The sequence below is a fragment of the Microcystis aeruginosa LEGE 91341 genome (assembly GCF_015206885.1).
Taxonomy (GTDB): domain Bacteria; phylum Cyanobacteriota; class Cyanobacteriia; order Cyanobacteriales; family Microcystaceae; genus Microcystis; species Microcystis aeruginosa_H.
Map to the genome: position 1 here is coordinate 1 of NZ_JADEXY010000213.1, position 4,231 is coordinate 4,231.

Annotated in this window: 4 protein-coding genes; 2 read left to right on the top strand and 2 right to left on the bottom strand. The window is 43.9% G+C overall.

Going from position 1 to position 4,231, the window contains the following annotated elements; translation table 11 throughout:
* Positions 1-213 precede the first annotated feature (213 nt).
* A complete protein-coding gene (locus tag IQ234_RS20005) occupies positions 214-1,863 on the top strand; it encodes an ABC1 kinase family protein (protein WP_193958360.1) in 1,650 nt (549 codons plus the stop codon).
* Between the two features lie 12 nt (positions 1,864-1,875).
* Here the strand turns inward: IQ234_RS20005 and IQ234_RS20010 are convergent, their stop codons facing one another.
* A complete protein-coding gene (locus IQ234_RS20010) occupies positions 1,876-2,283 on the bottom strand; it encodes a hypothetical protein (RefSeq protein WP_193958361.1) in 408 nt (135 codons plus the stop codon).
* Positions 2,284-2,666: 383 nt separating this feature from the next.
* Here IQ234_RS20010 and argJ point away from each other — a divergent pair, with 383 nt between their 5' ends.
* The gene (gene argJ, locus IQ234_RS20015; protein WP_002787007.1) at positions 2,667-3,908 is read left to right on the top strand and encodes a bifunctional ornithine acetyltransferase/N-acetylglutamate synthase; all 1,242 of its coding nucleotides are present in this window, start codon (positions 2,667-2,669) and stop codon (positions 3,906-3,908) included.
* A gap of 52 nt (positions 3,909-3,960) precedes the next feature.
* Here the strand turns inward: argJ and psbM are convergent, their stop codons facing one another.
* The gene (gene psbM / locus IQ234_RS20020; RefSeq protein WP_002745897.1) at positions 3,961-4,068 is read right to left on the bottom strand and encodes a photosystem II reaction center protein PsbM; all 108 of its coding nucleotides are present in this window, start codon (positions 4,066-4,068) and stop codon (positions 3,961-3,963) included.
* Positions 4,069-4,231: the final 163 nt, after the last annotated feature.

Genomic DNA, 4,231 nt, shown 5'->3' on the forward strand with positions numbered 1-4,231 from the left:
CCCCCGAACCCCCCGCGCATTAGTTTTTTTGTGGGATGCTTACACGCAGCTGCTGATATATCTGTAATAATTTAAGAGTCACTGATAATTGCTGATTATCGGTATTTCTGCAAATGTGGGATGCAGCCATCGATAAGTACCTAACTTCCCCACTGATAACTTCCCCACTGATAACTGATAACTGATAACTGATAACTGATCACTGATAATACCGTGTTCTCACTCCCCCAAACCAGTCAAAGACAAAAAGAAATCCTTGAGATAGTTCTCGGCAACGGTTGGGACTATATGCGCGGGGTTTTAACCCTAGGAAAAGCAGAAAATCCCCAGATTCCCACCCCAGAAGTTCTCAAAAAAATCCTCGTGGAATTGGGACCTTTTTATGTCAAATTGGGACAGTTACTTAGTACCCGTCCCGATCTGCTACCTGCTAATTATATCGAGGCTTTAACTGCCCTACAAGCGCAAGTTCCTCCCGTTGCTTGGAAGGATATAGAAATAGTCATCACCGAACAGTTAGCCAAACCGATCAAACAGGTATTTAAGTATATTAATCCCCAACCGATCGCCGCAGGATCGATCGGGCAAATTCATCGGGCGACTTTATTATCTGGGGAGGAAGTAGCGATTAAAGTCTTGCGTCCAGGAATCGAAAAAATTGTCGCCCAAGATAGTGCCTTAATTAAGGGAATTGCTGATTTAATTGCCCTGACAGAATTTGGTCAAAGTTATGACGTTGTTGACTTAGCAGAGGAATTTATTAAAGCAGTCAATGCGGAATTAGATTTCACCCAAGAAGGTCATTATACTGACCAATTACGCTATAATTTAACCCAGAGTCGGTGGTCAGAACCCAAACAGTTAGTTATTCCTAAAATTTATTGGCACTTAACTAATTCCAAGATATTAGTGTTAGAATGGTTAGAGGGAAAACAAATTTTAGAGGCCGATGTTTCTAGACCGCTAACTGAGCAAGCAATTTCCCAAAGAAAAAGCGAAATAACGAGGATTTTATTTCGGTCATTTTTTCAACAAATTTATATTGATGGCTTCTTTCATGCCGATCCTCACCCAGGTAATATCTTCTATCTTGACGATGGTAGAGTCGCTTTAATTGACTGTGGTATGGTGGGCAGATTAGACCCACAAACTCAACAAATTTTAACAGAATTGTTATTAGCAATTGTTGACTTAGATGCGAAAAGATGCAGTCAGCTAACTATTAAACTATCCGAGTCAGTAGTCCCGATTACTTTAGTACAATTAGAGGTGGATTATGAGCGGATGCTGCGAAAATATTATAACCTCAATTTGAATCAAATTAACTTTAGTGAGGTAGTTTATGAACTTTTGCAAGTTGCCCGTCGCAATAGAATTAAACTTCCGGGTAATTTAGGTTTATTCGCCAAAAGTCTCGCTAATCTAGAAGGAACTGCCCGAAAATTTAATCCTGATATTAATATCCTAGAAGAAGTCAAACCGCTATTAACTAATATTCTTGAACAACAGTTAATCGGTAGCACTCCCCTACAAACTGCCCTAAGAACAGTTTTAGATTTAAAATCTTTTTCACTGAAATCTCCCCGTCAAATCGAAGTTTTACTAGATGGTTTAACCTCGGAAACTTTAAATGTTAATCTGAAAATTCGGGAATTAGATAATCTCCGTCGCAGTTTAGATAATTCCGCCAATCGACTAGCTTTTAGTGTGATTATTGGTTCCTTAATTATCGGGGCTGCCATTGTTACAGCCAGCACCCAATCTCGGCAATTAACTATTATTAGTACCGTATTATTTGCTACAGCTAGTTTCATCGGTTTATGGTTAGTTGTCGGTATCCTGCGATCGGGGAGATTGCGCTAGAAATTATCGCCATTAAATTAAGATTTGTTGTTGTAAAAATTTCGTCCACCGACTAGCCAATTCAACTTCAGTAAAGGGAATTTTTTCAGGCGATCGCTTCTTAAAGATAAATTCTAGAAAAGGGGAACCCTGCGGGGGAAGAGCATCTAAATCCACCACTTGATTATTAACTAACAGACGGATTTCTTTCACCTCCTCTAGAGAAAAAGTTTGTAAATTAATCACTCCCTTACGAGTTGGCTTTCCCCAAGTGATAATTTTATCTTTTTGACCTAAGACAGAATATATATCATACTTAGCTCGATCGAAGTTTTCCGCCCATTGTCGATAGATTTCCACTTTTTGGTATTCATTCCAACCACTCCAAGCCAACCAAATAAACAGAATTAATAAAGGTGTCCACAATAACCCGCGTTCCATAAACTATCGCCCCAAAATCCTAGTCAATTAATCGTATTTTAGGCTAATTTGCAGCCCGGAATTATCAGCTATCAGCTTTTTTTCCCTCTCCCCTCTCTCCTCTCCCCAATCCGCAACGGTCAAACCCCTTGCTACTTTTTGACTTTAGACCCCTTGCATAATTAATTTTTGAGGACTCAAAAACGGCAAAAATAAGGATTAAATTGCCTAGAATCTGTGAATTATTCATTCTTAATTCTCCTGACTACTGACTCCGTTCGGCTGAGCTCACGGCCGAAGCCTGACTACTGACTCCTCACCTAACCGAAGATTTTTGATTTTTACAAGAGGTGTTTTTTACTTGCTATAATCGATCGTCGAATTTAAGTAGGAGACGGGAGAAAATGGCCGATTGGCAGGAAATAGAGGGGGGGATCACCGCCCCAAAAGGATTTAAATCCGCAGGGATGGCCGCGGGGCTAAAACCGTCCGGTTTGCCCGATTTAGCCCTAATTGTCTCGGAAACAGATGCGATCGCCGCTGGAGTCTTTACCACCAGTCAAGTACGCGCCGCTTGCGTCGATTATTGCCGTCAACGCCTCCAAACTAAAGCCAGCGCCAGGGCGATTTTGTGTAATGCCGGCCAAGCAAACGCCGCCACGGGGGAGGCCGGATGGCAAGATGCCCTCGATAGTGCCGCCGCCTTGAGCCAAGTTTTAGGGATTCCCGCCGATGCAATTTTGCTGGCTTCTACGGGAGTGATCGGGCAACGGATTCGCATGGATGCGTTAACCGCCGCTTTACCGACCTTAGCCGGTTTATTGTCGGAAAATGGTGGCGAAAGCACGGCCCGGGCGATTATGACCACGGATCTAGTCCCCAAATCGATCGCCTTGCAAACCACTATTGATGGTCGTCCGGTCACAATTGGGGGAATTGCCAAGGGATCGGGGATGATTCACCCGAATATGGCGACAATGCTCTCCTTTATTACCTGTGATGCCGCAGTATCGACGGTTCTCTGGCAAAATATGTTAAGTCGGGCGGCTAATAAAAGTTTTAATCAGATTACGGTGGATGGGGACACCAGTACCAATGACAGTCTGATCGCCTTGGCTAACGGTCAATCGCGCACCACAGCGATCACGGAAATGGGCCGGGATGCCCAAAAGTTAGAGGCCATGTTAACGGAAGTTTGTCAATACTTGGCCAAAGCGATCGCCCGGGATGGGGAAGGAGCCACCTGTTTAATAGAAGTGCGGGTTTCGGGGGCGGCCGATGATCAGTCCGCTCGTCAGATTGCTCGCACCATTGCCGGTTCTTCCCTAGTAAAATCGGCGGTTTTCGGTCGAGATCCCAACTGGGGACGAATTGCGGCGGCCGCGGGCCGGGCCGGGGTTGTCTTCCATCAAGAAGACCTACAAATCAAGTTAGGCGACTTCGTGATGATGGAAAATGGTCAACCTCTGGCGTTTGATCGAGCTAGTGCCAGTAATTACCTGAAAGCGGCAGCAAGCGGGGCTTATTTACGAGAAGATACCGTTTTAATGTCTATCTGCATCGGTAACGGTTCGGGAACAGGTACGGCCTGGGGTTGCGATCTTAGTTACGATTACGTCAAAATTAACGCAGAGTACACTACTTAGAGCCACCAAAAAATTAAGGAGAGACCAAATAACTGGTCTCTCCCGGCCCAATTTAACCCTCGGTTTCCTCTCTGGTTTGGATAAACAGAATCAAGAGGAAAACGGTGGGGACTAGGACGAATAGGATACTAGCGATAAAGCCGAGATTATTTACCTGCATGAGTTAACTCCCTTAAGTGACAACGGATTTGCATTAAAGATTAACTCCTAGAATATCATCCCAGAGGGCGTTGCTGATTTGAGAGGGGGACTGGGAATTATGAATTATGAATTATGAATTATGAATTGGGAAGTGGGAAGTGGGAAGTGGGGAAGTGGGGAAG